This is a genomic window from Corynebacterium sp. HMSC055D05 (genome assembly GCF_001810365.1).
Classification (GTDB): Bacteria; Actinomycetota; Actinomycetes; order Mycobacteriales; family Mycobacteriaceae; genus Corynebacterium; species Corynebacterium coyleae.
Genome location: NZ_KV801046.1, coordinates 1 through 18,725, shown reverse-complemented (window position 1 = coordinate 18,725; position 18,725 = coordinate 1). Strand labels below are relative to the sequence as shown.

The window sequence follows — 18,725 nt, the reverse complement described above, 5'->3', positions numbered from 1 at the left end:
CAACCCCCGAGCCCCTCCCTACGTGCTTAGAGCATGCAGGAGACGCAACCGTCGACCTCGGTGCCTTCCAACGCCATCTGACGCAGACGGATGTAGTAGAGGGTCTTAATGCCCTTGCGCCATGCGTAGATCTGCGCACGGTTGATGTCACGGGTGGTCACCGTGTCCTTGAAGAACAGGGTCAGGGACAGGCCCTGATCCACGTACTTCGTGGCAACCGCGTACGTGTCGATGATCTTTTCGTAGCCGATCTCGTACGCGTCCTTGAAGTACTCGATGTTCTCGTTGTCCATGTGCGGCGCTGGGTAGTAGACGCGGCCGATCTTGCCTTCCTTACGGATCTCGATCTTCGATGCGATCGGGTGGATCGACGAGGTCGAGTTGTTGATGTAAGAAATCGAACCGGTCGGCGGCACGGCCTGCAGGTAACGGTTGTAAATGCCGTCGCGGGCCACGTCGGCCTTGAGCTGCGCCCACTGCTCCGCCGTCGGCACAGCAATGTTGGACTTTTCAAACAGTGCCTTGACCTTGTCGGTCTTCGGCGCGAAATCAGCCGGATCGTAACGGTCGAAGAACTCACCCGTTGCGTACTCAGACTTGTCAAAGTCCTTAAACGCGCTGCCCTTCTCCACCGCAATCTTGTGGGATGCGCGGATGCACTCGTACATCACCGCAGCAAAGTAGGCGTTGGTGAAGTCCAGGCCTTCCTCGGAGCCGTACTCAATGTGCTCGCGGCCGAGGTATCCGTGCAGGTTCATCTGCCCCAGACCAATGGCGTGGGAGGACTCGTTGCCGTCGCGCACCGGCGGCACCGACTCGATGGAGGTCTTGTCTGCCACGGCTGTCAGCGCACGGATTGCCGTTTCGACAGTGCGGCCGAAGTCCTCGGAGTCCATCGCCATTGCGATGTTCAGGGAGCCCAGGTTGCAGGAAATATCGTGGCCGATCTCCTGGTAGGTCAGGTCCTCGTTCAGGATCGACGGGGAGTTCACCTGCAGGATCTCCGAGCACAGGTTGGACATGTTGATGCGGCCGGTCTTCACCGGGTTCGCACGGTTCGCGGTGTCTTCGTACATGATGTACGGGTAGCCGGACTCGAACTGGATCTCTGCCAGGGTCTGGAAAAAGTTACGGGCGTTGATCTTGGACTTGCGGATGCGTGGGTCCTCGACCATCTCTTCGTACTTCTCCGTCACAGAAATGTCTGCGAACGGCACGCCGTAGACACGTTCGACGTCGTACGGGGAGAACAGGTACATATCGTCGTTACGCTTAGCCAGCTCGAAGGTGATGTCCGGAATGACAACGCCCAACGACAGCGTCTTAATGCGGATCTTCTCGTCGGCGTTCTCACGCTTGGTGTCCAAGAACCGCATGATGTCCGGGTGGTGCGCGTTCAGATACACAGCACCTGCACCCTGGCGGGCACCGAGCTGGTTGGCGTAGGAGAATGCGTCCTCCAGAAGCTTCATCACAGGGATGACGCCGGAAGACTGGTTCTCAATGTGTTTAATCGGCGCACCGGACTCGCGAATGTTCGACAGCAGCAGCGCCACACCGCCGCCACGCTTGGACAGCTGCAGCGAGGAGTTGATGGCGCGGCCGATGGATTCCATGTTGTCCTCGATACGCAGCAGGAAGCAGGACACAAGTTCGCCGCGCTGTGCCTTACCTGCGTTGAGGAAGGTTGGGGTGGCGGGCTGGAAACGGCCGGTCATGATTTCGTCGACAAGCGCGAATGCAAGATCCTGGTTGCCATCGGCGAGGAACAGCGCCGTCATAGCCACGCGATCCTCGAAACGCTCCAGGTAACGACGACCATCGAACGTCTTCAGCGTGTACGACGTGTAGTACTTGTACGCACCGAGGAACGACTTGAAGCGGAACTTGTAAGAGTAGGCGCGCTTGAACGTGTCCTTAATAAACTCCCACGCGTACTTCTCAATCGTGTCCGGCTCGTAGTACTTGTTCGTAACCAGGTAATCGATCTTCTCTTCCAGATCGTGGAAGTAGACCGTGTTCTGGTTCACGTGCTGCAGGAAGAACTGGTTCGCAGCCTCACGGTCTTTATCAAACTGAATCTGACCGTTCTCGTCATAAAGATTCAGCAGCGCGTTCAACGCGTGGTAATCCAGCTGGTCCTTTTCATGAGCCGGCTCCGGGACATTCTTACCGAGGGGCAGAGTAGACACTTCGAGGCCTTTCAGTTCGTAGTTCTTTTGTATTTACCGGCGTATTTTTCGCGCAGTTTTGCCAATCGCTCCGACTCATCCGGAGCCTGCTGCACGTGCGCTTGCGTATCGACGACCTCCGGTCCCCCACGCAAACCCAATCGTTCAGCGTTTTCAATCAGTTGGTTGCGCACATGCGCGACATCTTCGGCCGAGCCCATGAGCTCAAACCTGTATAAGTACGGGACCTTACACTTGTCAGCGATCACCGGCCCAGCAAGGCAGTAATCCGCACCAAAGTTAGAGTTTCCGGCGGCGATCACACCCCGCATCAAGGTGCGATTGCCCTCATTGTTCATGAAGCGGATCACTTGCGCCGGCACCGGCCTGGAATTACCACCACTCACGCTCACCCCACCTCCGTAAGTGGGACAGATGAGGATGTATGGCTCGTCGACGACGAGTTCCGGATCGGTTCTGCGCAGGGGGATCCGCTTCGCAGGAAGGCCGAGCTTCTCCACAAACCGCTTCGTGTTCTCAGTGGCGGAGGAGAAGTAGACGACCAGCATGGCCACTACCTTTCTTGTGCAGATTTCAGAAGGCTACTGCCAGTTGTGCGCCTCATGGCGCCGGTATGCGCGCGACGCTTAAGCCGCTGCGAGCAGACCCTTGATGCGCTCCGGGCGGAAGCCGGACCAGTGCTCACCGTTAGCCTCAACCACCGGAGCCTGAACATAGCCGAGGGCCATCACGTAATCGCGGGCCTCTTCGTCCACAGAAATGTCGACGGTGGTGTACTCAAGGCCGGCCTTCTTCAGCGCCTTCTCGGTTGCCTTGCACTGCATGCACGCCGGCTTGCTGTAAACGGTGATCGACATCGCTTGTGGTCCCTTCTCTGCGGGTTCTTTGGGGAGATTTTCTTCTGTCCCCGTCTCCGCGGGGCAACACCAAGAGACACTATACCTTGGGGCTGAGAAGGGCAACTGCTACTACATGTAGTAGTTACATGGGTGATATTCCCAGGATAGGTGCCCAGAATTACCTACATGTAGTCCGCACGCTCATCCGCAACACACAGTTTTGTTGTTTCACGGGTGTAATTTCCTCGAAATAGATTCATCCCGCCCTAGAACTTCGCCTGTTTTTGGGAACGCAAAAACCCCGCCACCACACGGTGACGGGGCGCCTGCTCGCGACAATTAACCCTGACGGGCCTTGAAGCGCGGATCCTTCTTGTTGATCACGTAAACCTTGCCGTTGCGGCGCACAACCTGGGCGCCCGGCTTGTTCTTCAGCGACCGAAGCGACTTGCGGACCTTCATCGGGCGCTCCTTTCTGCTCGGATTACCTGCAATTAGCGACGCACGGCGAACTGCCGGGTCGCAACACGGGGATAAATGTTACACATCACCCGCGCTGAATCAAAACCCTCACGTATCCCCCTCCCATATACGATGAGCGCTATGCAATCCGAGATCATCGCCGCACTCGGCGTGTCCCCCGTTATCGACCCTGCCGCAGAGATCGACCGCCGCGTGCAATTCTTGGCCGATTACCTCGACCGCACCGGCGCAAAAGGCTACGTGCTTGGCATTTCCGGCGGGCAGGACTCCACCCTCGCCGGCAAGTTGGCCCAGCTCGCGGTAGTGAAGCGACGCGAGGCTGGCTCGGCTGCCGAGTTTGTCGCTGTCCGTCTCCCCCACGGCGTGCAGGCCGACGAGGACGACGCGCAACTGGCGCTGCGGTTCATTGCTCCGGACGAGACGGTAACCGTGGACATTGAGCCGGCCACCACCGCGCTGTCCGGAGCCGTCGCAGGCGCGCTCGGTGTGGAGGGACTCGGCGACTTCAACAAAGGCAACGTCAAGGCACGTATGCGCATGATCGCCCAGTACGCCATCGCTGGTGAGCGTGGCCTGCTGGTCATCGGCTCCGATCACGCAGCGGAGAACGTCACCGGGTTTTTCACCAAGCACGGCGATGGCGCGGCCGACCTCATCCCACTGGCAGGCTTGAACAAGCGCCAGGGTGCGACAATGCTCAAGCACCTCGACGCCGATCCGCGCCTGTGGGAGAAGGTGCCCACCGCCGATCTGGAGGAGGACCGCCCAGCCCTTCCCGACGAGGAAGCGCTTGGCATCACCTACGCGCACATCGACGACTACCTCGAAGGCAAGACCATCCCCGCCGACGCCCAGAAGCGCCTCGAGCACCTGTGGCGCATCGGCCAGCACAAGCGCCACATGCCGCCGGGCCCTGCCGACACCTGGTGGCGCAGCTAGAGCAGATCTCCACCATAGGGGTGAACCACCGTCGCCCCTACCGATAGTGCAGCTGCTGCTTGTTTCCGGTCCGCCGTAATGAATGGGCAGTTCAGCCCTAGTGATTGCATCCTTGCCCAAGTCCCAACATGCAGGGCGTCCAAGGCTTTCGCTTCTCCACTCACTGCAACTGCCGCCTCAATGACGCGATCATCGATACTGAGGAACGAGACTCTAGATTCCAATTCGCTCAAATCTTCGGCGCCGTAGCCCATTCGATGCGCAAAACGAGCTAACTCCACACGCACGATGGCCGAGCTCACCAAAGCCTTTCCCCAGAGCACAGACAAAGCCCACTCGCTATGCGCCTCCCTGCCCGAGGAGGCAATCAGTACAGATGCATCGACATATGCAAGCGGCTCCACCCCAGTCATCACCCTTCGCCCTTTTCGGTACGCGCCAAGTCGAGAGCCTGCAGATCCGCCATCACCCGTTCTAAGCGATCTTCCCCGCGCTCTTCTTCCAACCACTCTTCAAGCGATACTGCAGACGCTGCGGGCCTCCACCCTTCTTCGAAGACTTTTCCCTTCTGCGCAAGCAGCCCAAGCTCCTCGAGTCGATCTAGTCCGGTTTTCTGGCTCACCGGACGAATTTCCGCGATTGGCACTCCCCTGTCGGTCACGGTCAACGTGACCCCCTCCTTCGAAACACGGTCGATCACAGCACGCGTCTTCTGATTTAGTTGGCGCATCGACACCGTGGTGCCGTCGGCTTGTTTCGCTAACAGCGCCTGTAGGCGTTCCTCGATGTTCATGCGACACCTCTCGATGTATTACATGTCTTACATTGCAGGATAGTGTGCTACCCAACAACCCGCAAGGACTCTTCTGCCGCCCGCACCAGCGCCGATCCGTACGACGGACCGTGTGTCCAGGCGTGCACCGCAAGCGGGTGCATCTGGTGGATCGCGATGCGCCGCTGCCAATCCTGTCCGAGCTCGCCTCCGGCGTCGATGTAGCCGCCGACGATCGCGTCGAGGTACGGCGCTCCGAACAGCTCCAGCATCGCGAAGTCGGTCAACGGGTGCCCGCCGTGCGCGGCCGGGTCGATAAAACGCGGGCCTTCCGGCGAAAACAGCAGGTTGCCCGTCCACAGGTCGCCATGAATGCGCGCCAAGGGAGCCTCCCCGTCTTCCCGCACCAGTGCGTCGCAGACGCGCCGCACCGTCTCCAGTCCTTCCCGGTTCAGGTTGCCCGCACGCACCGCATTTTCCGCGAACGGCAGGACGCGCTGCTCGGTATAGAACACCGCCCACCGTTTCTCTGGCCGACAGGCCTGCTCGCGGGTGCCAATGAAGTTCGGCCCCTCCCAGCCGTCTGCCGGCGCACCAAACGCATCCGCACCCATCGCGTGGATGGCCGCCAACTCGCGTCCCGCCTGTCTCGCTGCGTCTTTGGTGGGGCGGGCACTGTCGACCCGCTCGATGGTCAGCGTGTTCGCCTCCTCGTCAAGGTCCAACACCTCCACGACGGCAGCCGAGCCCTCACGCAGCCAGCGCAGGTACGCGGCCTCGGCTGCCGCCGCTCCTGGCGCGCTGCCGTGCTTCACAAACGTGTCAGACATCAATGCTCTCCAATGCCAGTAGGAAACGTTTTGCTTCTGTCCCGCCACGGTAGCCCCCAAGCGCGCCATCGCTGCGCAGCACGCGGTGGCACGGGATCAGGATCGGAAGCGGATTCGTCGCACAGGCGCTTCCCACTGCGCGCACTGCTTTGGGGCGGCCCACCGCCCGAGCCAACTCCCCATACGTCGTCGTCTCACCGTACGGGACCTCCATGAGCGCCCGCAGCACCTCAGCCCGGAACTCGGTCACGCCATCCAGGTTCAGTGGCACGTCGAACGCCCTGCGCTCCCCGGCGAAATACTCGGCGATCTGTTGGGTGGCGAGGGCAGCGGTGACGGTGTCGTCGATACGCGACTGCCCTGCATCCCCGGGCAACAGCACCCTCGAAACGGCACCTGCTGAGGTCACCACCCCAAGCTGACCGATTGAAGTATCCATGGGCCCACGATACGAGAAAGGCTGCCCGACCAAACGGTCGGACAGCCTTCGTGGTGGAGCTAACGGGATTCGAACCCGTGACCCCCACACTGCCAGTGTGGTGCGCTACCAACTGCGCCATAGCCCCGCGTGTAAACGGTATGTAGTTGTGGAGTGGAGCTAACGGGATTCGAACCCGTGACCCCCACACTGCCAGTGTGGTGCGCTACCAACTGCGCCATAGCCCCTTGGAACTTTGGTCAATATACCGGGCCAGCCCGCCCCCAGCCAAATCGCCAGCCCCCACAAAAGGCGATATCGGCTTTTAGCCACCGCTTCAGGATGCGACCTGGGCAAATGCAGGCCGCTTGGGGCTAAAAGCCGATATTGGTCTTTGTGTTTAGCGGCTGGCCAGGACCTCCGGCCAGAAGTCACGCGGAGAGTCCTCCTTCTCGTCGAGGTTCGGGTTGCCCGTGATCTCTCGGAGTTCCTCAATATCGACGAGCTTTTCCACATCCTCGCCATCGACAAGCACGCGCGGGGTCCATGCCTCACCGGTCTTGTCTTCCTGGTACTTGCGGTTGTCGTCGCCAAGACGCTTCGCGGTGTCGATGAACTTGCCGTCGCGAATATCCTTCACAGCCTCATCGCTTGCACCGTAGTCTGCGGCCAGATCTGCGAAGCCGTTCTCGTCGTACTTGTTGTACGCCGACTGCTGGTTCTCAAACAGGAAGTTGCGCAAGGTGAACGCGGAAGAGAAATCGCCGTGGGCCAGCAGCGCCAGCTCGGCAGCCAGTGCCTTGGTGGAGTGGCCCGTCATGCCGCCATCGAGTGCGGTCATCGGGCGCAGGTCCACGTTGATTTCACCCGCGCGGACCTTCTCCAGCATCTGCTCATCGGTAGCAACGTGCAGGTCTGCACAGTGGGAGCAGGAGAAGTCTTCGAAAAGTTCAGCCTTGTTGGCATCCTTGTTTTCGCCGGTGATGCGGATGATGTCTTCTTCTTGGTTCCACTCGACGTTGATACCGGTGACGTCGATCATCTCCGCCTGCTTTGCAGCGCTGCGGTTTGCTTTGCCGTTGTAGACAATGATGCCGATGACAAGCAGAGCAATCGCGATAACAGCGACGACGGCCCAGATGAAGGCCTTGCTACCGCTCTGGTTCGGGTTTTGCACTTTGCGTGTGGTCACACGTGTCTCCTGTTGTTGGCGCCGCGATCACGGCGCGGTGGACGGGTACTGCGTACAACGGTCAAGTTTAGGGGTAAATTGCAAACTTCTTAAACGGGCGCCACATCATGAAGCCTGTGATGGCGATGTAGATGACATCGCGGAACACCGTAGCGAGCAGATTCGTCTCCCCTTCGCCGGCTGCGGACGGGTCGAAACAGCCACAGTCGATAACGAGTCCCCGCTGCCAAGCGGACAGCATGCCGATGATGAACAGCACGAGCACGTAGATGGACACCTTGCCCGACCAGCGCAGGTTGATGCCCAGCAGCAGCAACAAACCACCTGCGAGCTCGAGCGGCCCGATGATATGGGCCAGCAAGTCGGACCAGGCTGGGGTGAAGATTTCGTAGGCCTCGATGGTTTTGGCGGTATCCAGGTGGACACCAATTTTTGCCCACCCAGCAGAGATCCAAATGTAGGCCATGTAGAACCGCGCTAACGCGGACAACACGTCCAGGACCAGTGTTTTTGTGTCGCGCGTTGCAGGCGCGGCTGTCGTTGTGCTCACTCGGCTGATTCTACTCCCCTATTTGCCCAAGACCTGTGACACGAGCGCTTTGGCTTCTTCCTGCACCTGCGCCACGTGCTCCGCGCCGAGGAACGATTCGGCGTAGATCTTGTACTTGTCTTCGGTGCCGGAGGGGCGCGCGGCAAACCAGGCGTTTTCGGTGGTCACCTTCAGTCCGCCGATGGCCGCGCCGTTTCCTGGGGCCTCCGTTAGCTTTGCAGAGATAACCTCACCCGCCAGTTCATTCGCCTGCACTTGGTCGGGCGAAAGGGCCTTCAGGGTGGCTTTTTCTTCGCGGTTTGCGGGGGCGTCGATACGCGCATATGCAGGCGAGCCGTACTGCGTTTCGAGCTCGGCGTAGCGCTGCGACGGAGTTTTGCCTGTTACCGCAGTGATTTCGGCGGCGAGCAGGTCCATGATCAGGCCGTCCTTGTCGGTGGACCAGACCTTGCCGTTTTTGCGCAGGAAGGACGCACCGGCGGATTCTTCGCCACCGAAGCCGATGGTGCCGCTGACGAGTCCTGGCACGAACCACTTGAATCCAACCGGGACCTCGACGAGGTCACGCCCGAGCGATGCGACAACGCGGTCGATCATCGACGAGGACACCAAGGTCTTGCCCACCGCCGTGTCCTTCGCCCAGCCGTCGCGGTGACTAAACAGGTACTCGATGGCCACGGCGAGGTAGTGATTCGGGTTCATCAGCCCGGCGTCCGGGGTGACAATGCCGTGGCGGTCCGCGTCGGCGTCGTTGCCGGTGGCCAGGTCGTACTTGTCGCGGTTATGCACGAGCGATGCCATGGAGTCTGCACTGGAGCAGTCCATGCGGATCTTGCCGTCGGTGTCCAGGGTCATGAACCGCCAGGTGGCGTCCACGCGTGGGTTGACCACCACGAGGTTCAGCCCGTAGCGCTCCCCGATCGCTCCCCAGTAGTCCACGCTCGCCCCACCCATCGGGTCTGCGCCGATGTGCAGGCCAGATGCCTTGATGGCGTCCATATCCACCACGCTGTCCAGGTCGGAGACGTAGTGATCGAGGTAGCCGAACTTCTCCGCACGCTCGTCCAGCACGCCACTGACCGATACCCGCTTCACGCCCCTCAGGCCTGCGGCAATGTATTCGTTGGCCCGGCGCGCAATCCAGTCCGTAGCTTCCGCCGGTGCGGGTCCGCCGCTTGGCGGGTTGTATTTAAAGCCGCCGTCGCGCGGTGGGTTGTGCGATGGGGTAACCACGATGCCGTCGGCGCTTCCGCCGGGGTGGGTCAAAATCGCGTGAGAGACGGCTGGGGTTGGGGTGTAGCGCCCGGCGGCGTCGACACGCACTGGTACCTCGTTGGCAATGAGCACCTCGAGCGCGGAAACCATCGCCGGCTCCGACAGGGCGTGGGGGTCACGGCCGATGTAGACCGGACCGGTGATGCCTTCGCCGCGGCGGTAATCGACGATCGCCTGCGTCGTCGCCAAGATATGCGCTTCGTTGAATGCATTATCTAACGACGACCCGCGGTGACCCGAGGTGCCGAACACCACTTGTTGGTCCACATTGTCGGGGTCGATATCGCGGGTGTAGTAGGCGGTGACCAGCTCGGCGATGTCGATGAGGTCCTCGTCGCGGGCGGGTTGGCCGGCGCGCTCGTGTGCCATGGGGGCTCCTTTTGTTGCGGGCTGAGGGTGTGTATGGACAGCTCCATCATCGTCTGTGAATCTAAACTCTGCCAGTTTTATATTATTCTGCTATGCGTATGCTTTACTCTTCCGCATGGCTTCCACCCTCAACGACATTTTGAGCACTATCTCGTCCATCGTTTGGGGGCCTTTCGTCCTCATTCCGCTGCTGCTGGGCACTGGTTTGTTCCTCACTGTCCGGCTGCGCGGTATCCAGTTCCGCACGCTGGGTCGGGCGACGCGTCATGCGTTCGTCGATAAGGCTGAAGAGGGCGCGGGCGACATCTCCAACTACCAGGCACTGACCACCGCGCTGGCGGCGACGGTGGGCACCGGCAACATCGTCGGTGTGGCCACCGCGATCTCCATCGGTGGCCCTGGTGCACTGTTTTGGATCTGGCTCACCGGCATCGTCGGCATGGCGTCGAAGTACTCCGAGGCCTACCTGGGTGTGCGCTTCCGCACCACCGACAAGAAGGGCAAGCAGCAGGGCGGCCCGCACGAGTACCTGAAGACTGGTGTCGGCGGCGGCTTCGGCAAATTCCTCGCCACCGCGTTTACCCTGTTCACCATCTTCGCGTCCTTCGGCATTGGCAACCTCGCGCAGGGCAACTCCATCGCCGCCGGCATGCACGACGCGTTTGGCATCAGCGCCAACGTGGCCGGCGTGATCATCTTCTTCGCCGTTGGCGCTGCCGTCCTGGGCGGCATTGAGGGCATCGGCAAGATCACCGCAGCGTTCGTACCGCTGATGATTGTCATTTACGTCGGCGGCGGCATCACCGCACTGGTACTTATGGCAGACCGCGTACCGGCCGCGATTGCCACCATCTTCACCGACGCATTCACCGGCACCGCTGCCACCGGCGGCTTCGTCGGCTCCGGCATCATGCTGGCCATCCAGTTCGGTGTCGCCCGCGGTATTTTCTCCAACGAATCCGGCATGGGTTCCGCCGCCATCGCCGCCGCGGCAGCCAAGACGCAGCACCCGGCGCGCCAGGCTCTCGTTTCCATGACGCAGACGTTTATCGACACCATCATCGTCGTCACCATCACCGGCCTCGTCATCGTCACCGCCGGCACCTGGGACATGGGCCGCGAGGAAGCCGCCATCATGACCGCCTCCGCCTTCGGCCAGGCACTTCCCGGCGAGTGGGGCAGCCTCATCGTCTCCGTCGCCCTGATCTTCTTCGCCTTCTCCACCATCCTGGGCTGGTCCTACTACGGCGAGCGCGCCATCGTCGCCCTGTTCGGCGAGTGGGCGTCGATCCCCTACCGCATGTTCTTCACCGCCTTGTCCTTTGTCGGCGCGGTTGCTTCCCTGGAGTTGGCGTGGACCTTCTCCGACCTGTCCAACGGGCTCATGGCCATCCCGAACCTGATCGGCCTGCTCCTGCTGTCCGGCGTTGTGGTGCGCGAGACCCGCGAGTACCTCGCGTGGGATCCGCACCTGAAGAAGTCGCCGGAGGAGGTCGCGGCGTTCGTTGAACGCCAGAAGATGGATTGGCACTAGGCTCGCGCCCATGCGTATCGACGACACCCTCACCACCACCTTCACCATCGCCCTCGGCGCGGCGTTGGGGGCAGTGGTCAGACACCTCGTCATCCTCGGCGCCGCCCCCGGCTCCACCGCTGCCCTGGCCCTGACCTTCGCGGTGAACATCGCTGGCTGCTTCGCCATGGGCCTGTTCAAGCCCGGCCCGCTGTGGGGCACGGGCTTCCTCGGTGGCTTAACCACCTACTCCGCCGTCTCTGTAGCCGCGATGCAATCGCAGGCCATCGAGGCCCTCGGCATCATTGCGCTGAGCTACGCCACCGCCATCGGCGCGTGGTTCGCCGGCGACGCACTCAGGAGCCGCCGCAATGCTTAACATCGCCGCGCTTAGCCTCGCCCTCACCCTCGCCGCCGTCTTCGCCGGCGCACTGTTCGGCGGCACCGCCCGCTACGCACTGTCCCGCATCATCCACAACGCCCACGCCGCCACCTTCGCCGCCAACGTCGTCGGTTCCACCGTCGCAGGCTTCGCCGTCACCACCCCGGTGGCCTGGCAGTTAGCCCTCGGCGTCGGGTTCGCCGGCGCGCTATCTACCTGGTCCACCTTTGCCAAAGAACTCGGCGAGCTCATCAAGGCGAAAAAGCACAGCGAGGCCCTGCGCTACGGCCTGTCTACCGCCGTGATCGGCATCCTGGCTGCCTGGTTCGGTCTGCGCTGGGGCCTTCGAGCCTTTGGCGCTTAACGGTTACACTGGACAGACGTGCAGATAACATCCCTGAAAACCGGCCTCATCGTTGCCCTCGGTGCTGGCTGCGGGGCGCTTGCACGCTTCATTTTGCTCATTTGGGTCAACCCCGCCACCCCGGAAGCGCTCGCCCTAGCCGTCACCTTCGCAGTGAACCTCACCGCCTGCTACGCCATGGGCTACTTCGCGCCGGGGCCGTTTTGGGGCGTGGGTTTCCTCGGCGGGTTCAGCACCCTTTCCGCAGTGGCATTGGCCTCATCCCACTCGTCGGTGCTGTGGGCGGCGTTCATCATCACGCTCGGGCTTGTCTCTGCCACATTGGCGTGGATGGCCGGAGATGCGTCACGGGTGAAGCACCATGTCTGATGCAACGTGGATGCTCGGCGCCGTCCTCGGTGTCTTTTTCGGCGGCATGCTCGGCGGGTTTGTGCGTTGGGCGATCATGGCCGTCGTGCACAACCTGTTGATGGCAACCTTCATTGCCAACATCGCCGCCTCCGGCATCATCGGCGTGGCAATCTTCCTGCCCTCGATGTGGCAAACCGCCGTTGGCGTTGGGTTTGCCGGCGCACTTTCAACACTGTCACTGTTGGCCCGCCAACTCGGGGCGTTGATTAAAGACGGCAAGTTCCGCCTCGCCGCCGAGTACGGGATAAGCACCGCGGCGTTCGCGGTGCTCGCGGCCGGAATCGGTGCGCAGGTGGCGTCGTTCGCCACCCGCTAAGCCCTACTCCGCAATCGCATCCAGTGGCGGTGTCTTCGCAGCACGCTGGCCCGGCCAAACGGCGGCAAGCAGCCCCACCACTACCGAGGCAGCCAGGACGGTGGCGATGAGCCCGGTGGGTACGGCAATCGTCGTCAAGCCTTGGCTCTCAAGCACCGTCAGGAACGCCCAGCCAAGCCCAAGCCCCAGCAGCACACCGAGCGCCGCGCCGTAAACCGTCATCTGCACCGACTCCAGCAGGATCATCGTGCGGATCTGCCTGCGTTGCGAGCCCACCGCACGCAACATACCAATCTCCTGCCTGCGCTCAATGACCGACAGCGTCAGCGTATTCACAATGCCAAGCACCGCCACCACCACCGCCAGCGACAACAGCGCGTACAGGATGAACAGCATCTGATCGATCAATGCAGTGACCTCGCCACTCATCTCCTCCGCGGAGCGCACCTGCACCACAATGTCGCCGCGCACCTCATCTTCCAACCGCGCACGCAGCGTCTCCAGATCAGTGGAGCCGTCACTGTCAACGCCCACCATCAACAAGCGCGTATTGCTTATCGACGACACCTTCGCCGCCGCCGAATCCGACACCACAAACATCTGCAACACATTCGACCCACTAAACAGGCCGGCAACCGTCACGTCGACCGTCTTCCCGGGGGCAGTCGGCGCCGCGACCTCGACTGTGTCGCCGACCTTCCAGCCACGCTCCTGGGCGATGTGCTCCGGTGCGATCAGCGAGTCACCAGTCAGCGATACCTCGCCGTCGACCACGTTGAGGTCGATGAGATCCGACGGGTCACCGCGCAGCACATCCGTCATCCCGACCGGCCCGAACTGGTGGCCAAACTCTCCGTCGACCGTGATCGGCGCCTGAGTGTACGACGCGATATTGCCCACACCGTCCACCTCAGCGAGCCTGTCCGGCAGATCCCCCGGCACCGGGAACGACCCCATCTCCGGGCCCATCAGCACGTAATCCGCGTTCACCTCACTTGCAGCCACATCGTCTACCGACTGCTTCATCGACGCGCCCAACATGCCAATCATGGTTACCAACGAAATGCCCAACATCAGCGCGAACGCCGTTGTTGCAGTCCGGCGCGGGTTACGCCGCGTATTCGTCGACGCGAGCCTGCCCACCTCCCCGAACGGTGCCCCGATGACACGCCCCAACGGCGGCACAACCGGCAGACTCAACGCAGGTCCCGCAAGGAACAGACCACTAATCACGCTCAACGCAGCCACACCAACCAGGATCGCCCGGTGGCGAGTCGCACCGTCATCCCACGTCATTGCGTAACCCGCAGCGGCAACCGCCACAACGACCAACACCGCGCCGACAACCGTGCGCCACACCAGCGGCTGCGGCGTCGCGGCCTCGCTCGCCCGCATCGCCTCCACCGGCCGGACCTTGCCGGCCTTCCGCGCCGGCGCCAGCGCGGAAAGCACCGTCACTACTGTGCCGACGACCAGTGGCACCACCACCGCATCGGCAGACAGCCCCACTCCCGATTGTGGAAGTGGCATGCCAAACGAGTTCATCCCCACACGAATCGCCAACACCAACCCGGCACCAGCCACCACGCCAAGCACCGAGCCCAACAACCCGACCAAAGCCGCTTCCAGCGCCACAGACCGCGTGATCTGCCCGCGCGACGCTCCCAACGCCCGCAGCAACGCAAACTCCTTCGTACGCTGCGCAACGATCATGGAGAACGTATTCGCAATCAAGAACGTGCCCACCAACAGGCCAACCAGACCAAACGCAACCAAGAAGTACGTAACAAAGCTCAGAGCGTCCCGAATCTGCTCCGTCGTTTCCTGCGCAACCTTCTCCCCCGCCTCTATCTTCAGTCCAGGAAACTCGCTGCGCAGGTTGTCCACAACCTCCGCGGCCCCCACGCCTTCCTTCGCCCCGACAGTGATCGCCGGGAAACGCTCGTCATAGGAGTAATAGTCCAAGTAAGTCTCTTCGGTTACCCCGAGGCGTAAAGAGGTGGCCTGCACCAGGGGGTCGTCGATAAGCCCAGTAATGCGCACCGTATTCCGACCATCACGGTCCACAACGATCAACTCTTGCCCAACATGCAGGCCATACTCATGCGCGCCATTGGCGTTGATCACCGCATCGCCGATCTCTTTCGGTGCGTGACCTTCGACCACCTCGACCGTTCGGCCAACCGTGTCCTGCGGCTCGTAGTACACGCCCAGCCGCGAGGACCCGAGACGCGTCTGCACCGCCACCTCATTGTCAGTCGCGATAACAACCGACTCATCGGCCATCAGGTTCACACGGTCAACGCCCCCATTCGCCCTAATGCCGTCGACTGTCTCCTTGTCTAAAGCGCTTTCACCCTCAGCTGGACGCACCACCGCGTCGACGTCGTCAAGCACAGTGTCTACGGCAGAGTCGAACGTCGACGACAGCATGTTGGTGAACATCAGCGCACCAGACAGGAACGACGTGCCAAGCACCACCGCCAACACCGTCAGCGCGAGCCGCAGTTTGTGCGCCGCAAGGTTACGCAGCGACACCTTATTCATCGTGGAGTTCACTGGCCCCTAGTCCTCCATCGTCGCCATGACACCCAAAATGGCATCCATATCCGGGTTGCGCAGTTCATTAACGATGTTCCCGTCCCGCAAAAACACCACACGATCCGCATACGACGCCGCCCTCGCGTCATGCGTCACAATCACCACCGTCTGGTCATACTGATCCACCGCCGTCCGCAAAATGCTCAGCACCTCACGCGACGAGTTAGAGTCCAGGTTGCCCGTCGGCTCGTCACCAAAAATGATCTCCGGCCGCGACACCAACGCACGGGCACACGCCACACGCTGCTGCTGACCACCCGACAACTCCGCAGGCCTATGGCTCAGTCGCTTCGATAAACCAAGGCGTTCGGTGATCTCATCAAACCACTCCCGGTCCACCGATCGACCAGCAATATTTGTTGGCAGTTGAATGTTCTCGGCCGCTGTCAGCGTGGGCACCAAGTTAAACGACTGAAAAATGAAGCCCAACCGGTCACGCCGCAGCGCCGTCAGTTCCTTATCGTTCAACTGCGACAACTCCGTCCCGCCGACAAACACCTCCCCCGAAGTCGCCGTATCCAACCCTGCCATCACATGCATCAGCGTCGACTTACCCGAACCGGACGGCCCCATAATCGCGGTGAACTCCCCCTGCCGAAACTCAATGTCCACCCCATCGAGCGCAACAACTTCCGTATCGCCCTGCCCGTAAGACTTTCTCAAGTTGACTGCTCGTGCTGCTGCGACGCTCACGTGATCCTCCCTGCGGCAATTCATTCCTTTGCCGACTATACGGCCCAGGCCCCACATCGCTGATTTCGTGCAATTTCTCTACGACGACCACCACACCAGCAAGCAACTTCACCGTTTGTGGCTCCTCAACCGCTGCGGCTAGGTCTCTAAACGAACCGGGAGAGTAAAACCGCACATCACACCTTTCGCCGACCTGGGCGGAGTGTAAGAACCTGCAGCCGATCAGGCGTCATTTTGCATTGATGGCGGTTCGCCAACTGCGAGGCTGGGGTCTACGGCAGGTTCGAGTCTTGACTCTACATTGCGGACTAGTTGTCAGCGCTCTTCGAAAAGTAGCCCACTGGCGCTCTTTGAAAAGTAGCCCAGTGTGGTCGTAGTTATTGTGCCTTGGTTGGTGTTGTTTCGGGTAGTTGCGGTGTTGTCAGTTCGCGTCCTTTGATGCGGTGGCTTACTCCGCGGTGTTGGAAGATTTTCGCGTGGTGGACGATGCGATCAACCATGGCGGTAGCAACGGTGACGTCGCCGAAGCATTGTGCCCATTGTGAAAACGCCAGGTTGGACGTGACGATGATTGATCCGTGTTCGTAGCGGCGTGAGACAAGTTGGAAAAACAAATTCGCTGCGTCAGCTTCGACTGGGATGTAGCCAAGTTCATCGATAATGAGTAGGTGGTAGCCGCTTAGGCGTTTGAGTACAGCTTCTAAGCGTCCGGTGTTGTGTGCTTCGGTCAGTGTGTTGACCCATCCGGCTGCAGTGTCGAATAAGACCCGGTAGCCCTGTTGGGCTGCGGTGATACCGAGTGCGCATGCGAGGTGTGTTTTACCGGTGCCGGGTGGGCCTAGCAGAACGACGTTTTGGGCGGTGGCGACCCAGGCGCCGGTTTCAAGGCGTGCGATTTCCGCCCTATCGATTCCAGGTTGTGCACCAAAGTCGAAGTCGGCGATGGTTTTGATTGCGGGAAAGCCCGCGCGTTTGACCCGAAGTCGGGCACCGGATTCTGCTCGTGCGGTGGCTTCGACCGAAAGCACTGCAGCAAGGTATTCCTCATAGGTAAAGGATTCAGCGCGTGCTTGTTCAGCAATGGTGGCATACACGGTGTTGATCCGCGGTGCTTTTAATGCTTGGGCGAGATGCGCAATTGTTGCTTGGGTGTCATGGGCGTGTGGGCGAGTCATAGTTTAGGGTCCAATCTGGTGAGGTACGACTGTCAGTGGTGCTTAGGCGATCGAGTCGTAGATGGTCAGGTCAGCAATTTCGACGTCGTCGTGATCTAACTGCGCTAGTGGTTGGGCTTGTTGTGCCAGCAATTGGCGCATTGTCTTCGCCGCGTGTTGGTGGGCAGGATCTGTAATAACTTCATGTTTGCCCCAGAAGCGTCGGTGGCGTGCAGCTAGTTCTCCTGATGGGCCGGTGACGATGATGTCGTCTAGGCCAACGTGAACAGTGACAAACCGGTCGATGAATGCAGGATCGACGCTGTATTGGTTGGTATCGACAGTGATGTAGTAGTTGCGTGGCAGACGCACTGCTGGGCGAGAACCGATTGTCGGTGCATACGGTGGCAGTGGACGCATTGCTTGCCGGTCAGTGTCGAACAGATCAATTGGTCGGGCATGCAATGTGGAATGGATGCGCACGTTAGCCACGGTGGCAAACCAGTCATCGAGCTGGGTTTGTACATCCTGCGGGTTTGAAAAGCGCCGTCCTGGGAAAAAGGAGCGTTTCATATAACCGTTTGTGCGCTCGACGATCCCTTTGGATTCAGGATCTCTTGGTGGGGCTTGCACGATTTTCACACCGATTGCTCCAGCGAACGCGACGACCGGCTCGCATAAGCGTGCCTTGCCGATGCCGGCTTCACGATCCCACACCAGCCGGTTAGGCACCGCTTTAAAGTCGCGTGCGATAAGTTGCCACATCCCGGCAATAAGGTCATCGGTGGTGCGTGTAGGCAGCACACACGCAGCGGCATAACGGGAATGCGAAGCAGCCATCACCAGCACCGGATACGGGCGCATCACACCGCCTGCATCAGGCAAACCGCCAGCGGCGAATGTCAGATCGCACTGGATTTCATCGCCAGGAAGATGCGTAAGCGTGTCCACAGGATCAGCCGGCACATACTCAGGTCTAATCCGGGCGATGTTTTTGCGAAACCATGAATCCGAACCAGTCCAGCCAACCCTTTGCGCGATGACCTTCGCATTCAAGGTTGGTGTTTCCGCAAGCAATTGACGTACTTGCTGCTCGAACGGATCGAAACTTGTCGTGGTTGCCTTCCGTGGGGAATACGACGGTGGCTTCGACGACGCTAGTGCTCGTTCGACGGTCTTTTTCGCGCAGCCGACTTCGGCTGCAATCTTACGAATCGATAGCCCCTGCCCACGCAGGTAGCGAATTTGTGCCCATTGGTCCAAAGAAATCACCCATCCAATCTTTTTCGGATGGGCTACTTTTCGGAGAGCGTTTTGGGCTACTTTTCAAAGAGCGCTCACACTAGTGGGTGAACCCCAACGAATCTGCTGTCGTCAACCAAGTTGTGGACTTTCTCACTCCGCATTGCGGACTAACGGGTGTACGCCAACG

Annotated in this window: 21 protein-coding genes and 2 tRNA genes; 6 read left to right on the top strand and 17 right to left on the bottom strand. The window is 60.6% G+C overall.

Features of this window, described 5'->3' with window-relative positions; translation table 11 throughout:
- Positions 1–26 precede the first annotated feature (26 nt).
- The 4 genes from nrdE to ykgO all read right to left on the bottom strand — a co-directional run bounded on the left by nrdE (position 27) and on the right by ykgO (position 3,493).
- Entirely contained in the window at positions 27–2,192 is a 2,166-nt protein-coding gene (nrdE, locus tag HMPREF2734_RS03215) for a class 1b ribonucleoside-diphosphate reductase subunit alpha (RefSeq protein ID WP_083308059.1), read from the bottom strand.
- A gap of 11 nt (positions 2,193–2,203) precedes the next feature.
- Positions 2,204–2,740: a class Ib ribonucleoside-diphosphate reductase assembly flavoprotein NrdI gene (gene nrdI / locus HMPREF2734_RS03210; protein ID WP_083279447.1), complete on the bottom strand. Its 537-nt coding sequence runs from the start codon at positions 2,738–2,740 to the stop codon at positions 2,204–2,206.
- A gap of 78 nt (positions 2,741–2,818) precedes the next feature.
- Entirely contained in the window at positions 2,819–3,049 is a 231-nt protein-coding gene (gene nrdH, locus HMPREF2734_RS03205) for a glutaredoxin-like protein NrdH (protein ID WP_070422598.1), read from the bottom strand.
- A 321-nt stretch (positions 3,050–3,370) separates the two neighbouring features.
- A complete protein-coding gene (ykgO, locus tag HMPREF2734_RS03200; protein WP_038612879.1) occupies positions 3,371–3,493 on the bottom strand; it encodes a type B 50S ribosomal protein L36 in 123 nt (40 codons plus the stop codon).
- Between the two features lie 132 nt (positions 3,494–3,625).
- Here ykgO and nadE point away from each other — a divergent pair, with 132 nt between their 5' ends.
- On the top strand, positions 3,626–4,453 hold the full coding sequence (gene nadE, locus HMPREF2734_RS03195; RefSeq protein WP_070422599.1) for an ammonia-dependent NAD(+) synthetase: 828 nt from the start codon (positions 3,626–3,628) through the stop codon (positions 4,451–4,453).
- Here the strand turns inward: nadE and HMPREF2734_RS03190 are convergent.
- The 9 genes from HMPREF2734_RS03190 to pgm all read right to left on the bottom strand — a co-directional run bounded on the left by HMPREF2734_RS03190 (position 4,450) and on the right by pgm (position 9,859).
- A complete protein-coding gene (locus HMPREF2734_RS03190) occupies positions 4,450–4,866 on the bottom strand; it encodes a type II toxin-antitoxin system VapC family toxin (protein WP_070422600.1) in 417 nt (138 codons plus the stop codon). The two genes, nadE and HMPREF2734_RS03190, sit on opposite strands and share 4 nt — an antisense overlap.
- On the bottom strand, positions 4,866–5,246 hold the full coding sequence (locus HMPREF2734_RS03185) for a type II toxin-antitoxin system prevent-host-death family antitoxin (protein WP_070569152.1): 381 nt from the start codon (positions 5,244–5,246) through the stop codon (positions 4,866–4,868). The genes HMPREF2734_RS03190 and HMPREF2734_RS03185 overlap by 1 nt, the downstream gene beginning before the upstream one ends.
- Positions 5,247–5,293: 47 nt before the next feature.
- Positions 5,294–6,055 carry a fructosamine kinase family protein gene (locus HMPREF2734_RS03180; protein WP_070451238.1) on the bottom strand — a complete coding sequence of 254 codons (762 nt, stop codon included), beginning with the start codon at positions 6,053–6,055 and terminating at the stop codon, positions 5,294–5,296.
- Positions 6,048–6,494: a methylated-DNA--[protein]-cysteine S-methyltransferase gene (locus HMPREF2734_RS03175; RefSeq protein WP_070422603.1), complete on the bottom strand. Its 447-nt coding sequence runs from the start codon at positions 6,492–6,494 to the stop codon at positions 6,048–6,050. The genes HMPREF2734_RS03180 and HMPREF2734_RS03175 overlap by 8 nt, the downstream gene beginning before the upstream one ends.
- Before the next feature lie 51 nt (positions 6,495–6,545).
- Positions 6,546–6,621 (bottom strand) — tRNA-Ala (locus tag HMPREF2734_RS03170).
- A gap of 27 nt (positions 6,622–6,648) precedes the next feature.
- Positions 6,649–6,721, bottom strand: a tRNA-Ala gene (locus tag HMPREF2734_RS03165).
- A gap of 152 nt (positions 6,722–6,873) precedes the next feature.
- On the bottom strand, positions 6,874–7,665 hold the full coding sequence (locus HMPREF2734_RS03160; RefSeq protein WP_070569149.1) for a DsbA family protein: 792 nt from the start codon (positions 7,663–7,665) through the stop codon (positions 6,874–6,876).
- A 67-nt stretch (positions 7,666–7,732) separates the two neighbouring features.
- Complete coding sequence (locus tag HMPREF2734_RS03155; RefSeq protein WP_256365999.1) at positions 7,733–8,215, bottom strand: MauE/DoxX family redox-associated membrane protein; 483 nt, start codon at positions 8,213–8,215, stop codon at positions 7,733–7,735.
- An 18-nt stretch (positions 8,216–8,233) separates the two neighbouring features.
- Complete coding sequence (gene pgm / locus HMPREF2734_RS03150; protein WP_070569146.1) at positions 8,234–9,859, bottom strand: phosphoglucomutase (alpha-D-glucose-1,6-bisphosphate-dependent); 1,626 nt, start codon at positions 9,857–9,859, stop codon at positions 8,234–8,236.
- 115 nt (positions 9,860–9,974) lie between these two features.
- On the opposite strand from pgm, the gene HMPREF2734_RS03145 reads away from it, so the two are divergent.
- Genes HMPREF2734_RS03145 through HMPREF2734_RS03125 form a run of 5 tightly spaced genes read left to right on the top strand, consistent with a single transcriptional unit; the run spans position 9,975 to position 12,845 of the window.
- Positions 9,975–11,393: an alanine/glycine:cation symporter family protein gene (locus HMPREF2734_RS03145; protein WP_070569143.1), complete on the top strand. Its 1,419-nt coding sequence runs from the start codon at positions 9,975–9,977 to the stop codon at positions 11,391–11,393.
- Between the two features lie 10 nt (positions 11,394–11,403).
- A complete protein-coding gene (locus tag HMPREF2734_RS03140) occupies positions 11,404–11,751 on the top strand; it encodes a CrcB family protein (protein WP_070569140.1) in 348 nt (115 codons plus the stop codon).
- Positions 11,744–12,118, top strand: coding sequence for a fluoride efflux transporter FluC (locus HMPREF2734_RS03135; RefSeq protein ID WP_070569137.1), 375 nt, complete (start codon positions 11,744–11,746; stop codon positions 12,116–12,118). Before HMPREF2734_RS03140 ends, HMPREF2734_RS03135 begins: the two co-directional genes overlap by 8 nt.
- Before the next feature lie 18 nt (positions 12,119–12,136).
- Complete coding sequence (locus tag HMPREF2734_RS03130; RefSeq protein ID WP_083284794.1) at positions 12,137–12,487, top strand: CrcB family protein; 351 nt, start codon at positions 12,137–12,139, stop codon at positions 12,485–12,487.
- Positions 12,480–12,845, top strand: a complete 366-nt coding sequence (locus HMPREF2734_RS03125; RefSeq protein WP_070422609.1) for a FluC/FEX family fluoride channel — start codon at positions 12,480–12,482, stop codon at positions 12,843–12,845. The genes HMPREF2734_RS03130 and HMPREF2734_RS03125 overlap by 8 nt, the downstream gene beginning before the upstream one ends.
- Positions 12,846–12,848: 3 nt before the next feature.
- Here HMPREF2734_RS03125 and HMPREF2734_RS03120 read toward each other — a convergent pair whose 3' ends face one another.
- From HMPREF2734_RS03120 to istA, 4 genes are all read right to left on the bottom strand, one after another.
- Positions 12,849–15,392, bottom strand: a complete 2,544-nt coding sequence (locus HMPREF2734_RS03120; RefSeq protein WP_070569165.1) for an ABC transporter permease — start codon at positions 15,390–15,392, stop codon at positions 12,849–12,851.
- Positions 15,393–15,410: 18 nt separating this feature from the next.
- On the bottom strand, positions 15,411–16,163 hold the full coding sequence (locus HMPREF2734_RS03115) for an ABC transporter ATP-binding protein (RefSeq protein WP_070569135.1): 753 nt from the start codon (positions 16,161–16,163) through the stop codon (positions 15,411–15,413).
- A 353-nt stretch (positions 16,164–16,516) separates the two neighbouring features.
- Positions 16,517–17,314, bottom strand: a complete 798-nt coding sequence (istB, locus tag HMPREF2734_RS03110; protein WP_070569133.1) for an IS21-like element helper ATPase IstB — start codon at positions 17,312–17,314, stop codon at positions 16,517–16,519.
- 42 nt (positions 17,315–17,356) lie between these two features.
- On the bottom strand, positions 17,357–18,565 hold the full coding sequence (gene istA, locus HMPREF2734_RS03105) for an IS21 family transposase (RefSeq protein ID WP_070569131.1): 1,209 nt from the start codon (positions 18,563–18,565) through the stop codon (positions 17,357–17,359).
- Positions 18,566–18,725: the final 160 nt, after the last annotated feature.

Coding starts and splice junctions, on each gene's coding strand:
- istB (WP_070569133.1), bottom strand. CDS start 17,314: ATGACTCGCCCACACGCCCATGACACCCAAGCAACAATTGCGCATCTC.
- HMPREF2734_RS03190 (WP_070422600.1), bottom strand. CDS start 4,866: ATGACTGGGGTGGAGCCGCTTGCATATGTCGATGCATCTGTACTGATT.
- HMPREF2734_RS03140 (WP_070569140.1), top strand. CDS start 11,404: ATGCGTATCGACGACACCCTCACCACCACCTTCACCATCGCCCTCGGC.
- HMPREF2734_RS03145 (WP_070569143.1), top strand. CDS start 9,975: ATGGCTTCCACCCTCAACGACATTTTGAGCACTATCTCGTCCATCGTT.
- nrdH (WP_070422598.1), bottom strand. CDS start 3,049: ATGTCGATCACCGTTTACAGCAAGCCGGCGTGCATGCAGTGCAAGGCA.
- HMPREF2734_RS03120 (WP_070569165.1), bottom strand. CDS start 15,392: ATGAATAAGGTGTCGCTGCGTAACCTTGCGGCGCACAAACTGCGGCTC.
- nadE (WP_070422599.1), top strand. CDS start 3,626: ATGAGCGCTATGCAATCCGAGATCATCGCCGCACTCGGCGTGTCCCCC.
- HMPREF2734_RS03125 (WP_070422609.1), top strand. CDS start 12,480: ATGTCTGATGCAACGTGGATGCTCGGCGCCGTCCTCGGTGTCTTTTTC.
- HMPREF2734_RS03135 (WP_070569137.1), top strand. CDS start 11,744: ATGCTTAACATCGCCGCGCTTAGCCTCGCCCTCACCCTCGCCGCCGTC.
- pgm (WP_070569146.1), bottom strand. CDS start 9,859: ATGGCACACGAGCGCGCCGGCCAACCCGCCCGCGACGAGGACCTCATC.
- HMPREF2734_RS03180 (WP_070451238.1), bottom strand. CDS start 6,055: ATGTCTGACACGTTTGTGAAGCACGGCAGCGCGCCAGGAGCGGCGGCA.
- HMPREF2734_RS03185 (WP_070569152.1), bottom strand. CDS start 5,246: ATGAACATCGAGGAACGCCTACAGGCGCTGTTAGCGAAACAAGCCGAC.
- HMPREF2734_RS03115 (WP_070569135.1), bottom strand. CDS start 16,163: ATGAATTGCCGCAGGGAGGATCACGTGAGCGTCGCAGCAGCACGAGCA.
- HMPREF2734_RS03175 (WP_070422603.1), bottom strand. CDS start 6,494: ATGGATACTTCAATCGGTCAGCTTGGGGTGGTGACCTCAGCAGGTGCC.
- nrdI (WP_083279447.1), bottom strand. CDS start 2,740: ATGCTGGTCGTCTACTTCTCCTCCGCCACTGAGAACACGAAGCGGTTT.
- ykgO (WP_038612879.1), bottom strand. CDS start 3,493: ATGAAGGTCCGCAAGTCGCTTCGGTCGCTGAAGAACAAGCCGGGCGCC.